1 rRNA gene is annotated in these 1,045 nt (G+C 47.8%); it reads right to left on the bottom strand.

Annotated features, from left to right (window positions below):
* Positions 1-788, bottom strand: a 16S ribosomal RNA gene (locus BABA_RS12095); the annotation flags it as partial.
* Positions 789-1,045: the final 257 nt, after the last annotated feature.

Raw genomic sequence — 1,045 nt, 5'->3', positions numbered from 1 at the left:
GTTTGCTCCCCACGCTTTCGAGCCTCAGTGTCAGTTACAGGCCAGAGAGCCGCTTTCGCCACCGGTGTTCCTCCATATATCTACGCATTTCACCGCTACACATGGAATTCCACTCTCCTCTCCTGCACTCAAGTCTACCAGTTTCCAATGCATACAATGGTTGAGCCACTGCCTTTTACACCAGACTTAATAAACCACCTGCGCTCGCTTTACGCCCAATAAATCCGGACAACGCTCGGGACCTACGTATTACCGCGGCTGCTGGCACGTAGTTAGCCGTCCCTTTCTGGGTAGTTACCGTCACTTGATGAGCTTTCCACTCTCACCAACGTTCTTCTCTACCAACAGAGTTTTACGATCCGAAAACCTTCTTCACTCACGCGGCGTTGCTCGGTCAGACTTTCGTCCATTGCCGAAGATTCCCTACTGCTGCCTCCCGTAGGAGTTTGGGCCGTGTCTCAGTCCCAATGTGGCCGATCACCCTCTCAGGTCGGCTATGTATCATCGCCTTGGTGAGCCTTTACCTCACCAACTAGCTAATACAACGCGGGATCATCTTTGAGTGATGCAATTGCATCTTTCAAACTTAAAACTTATGTTTAAAGTTGTTATGCGGTATTAGCATTCGTTTCCAAATGTTGTCCCCCGCTCAAAGGCAGATTCCCCACGCGTTACTCACCCGTCCGCCGCTAACCAAATGGGAGCAAGCTCCCAAAGATTCGCTCGACTTGCATGTATTAGGCACGCCGCCAGCGTTCGTCCTGAGCCAGGATCAAACTCTCCAAGAAAGTTGATTAGTCACCGAAGTGACTGGCTTGTCTTTCATTATTGATTGACAGATTTTTGATGTATTACTACATCACATGAGTCATTCTTCTTTATTCAGTTTTCAATGGTCTAGCTTGTCGCGCTTCAACGCTCGTCTCTCGCGACAACTATTATATTCTATCAAACCTATCTCTCCCTGTCAAGAATTTAATGTCACTTTTTCAATCTTTTTTTATCTTGTCTCTTAAACCCTGATATTACGCGCCCACTTCGGCGA

Origin of the sequence: Neobacillus bataviensis LMG 21833, from assembly GCF_000307875.1 — a bacterium.
Lineage (GTDB): Bacteria > Bacillota > Bacilli > Bacillales > Cytobacillaceae > Neobacillus > Neobacillus bataviensis.
This window is presented reverse-complemented; position numbering and strand designations above follow the sequence as displayed.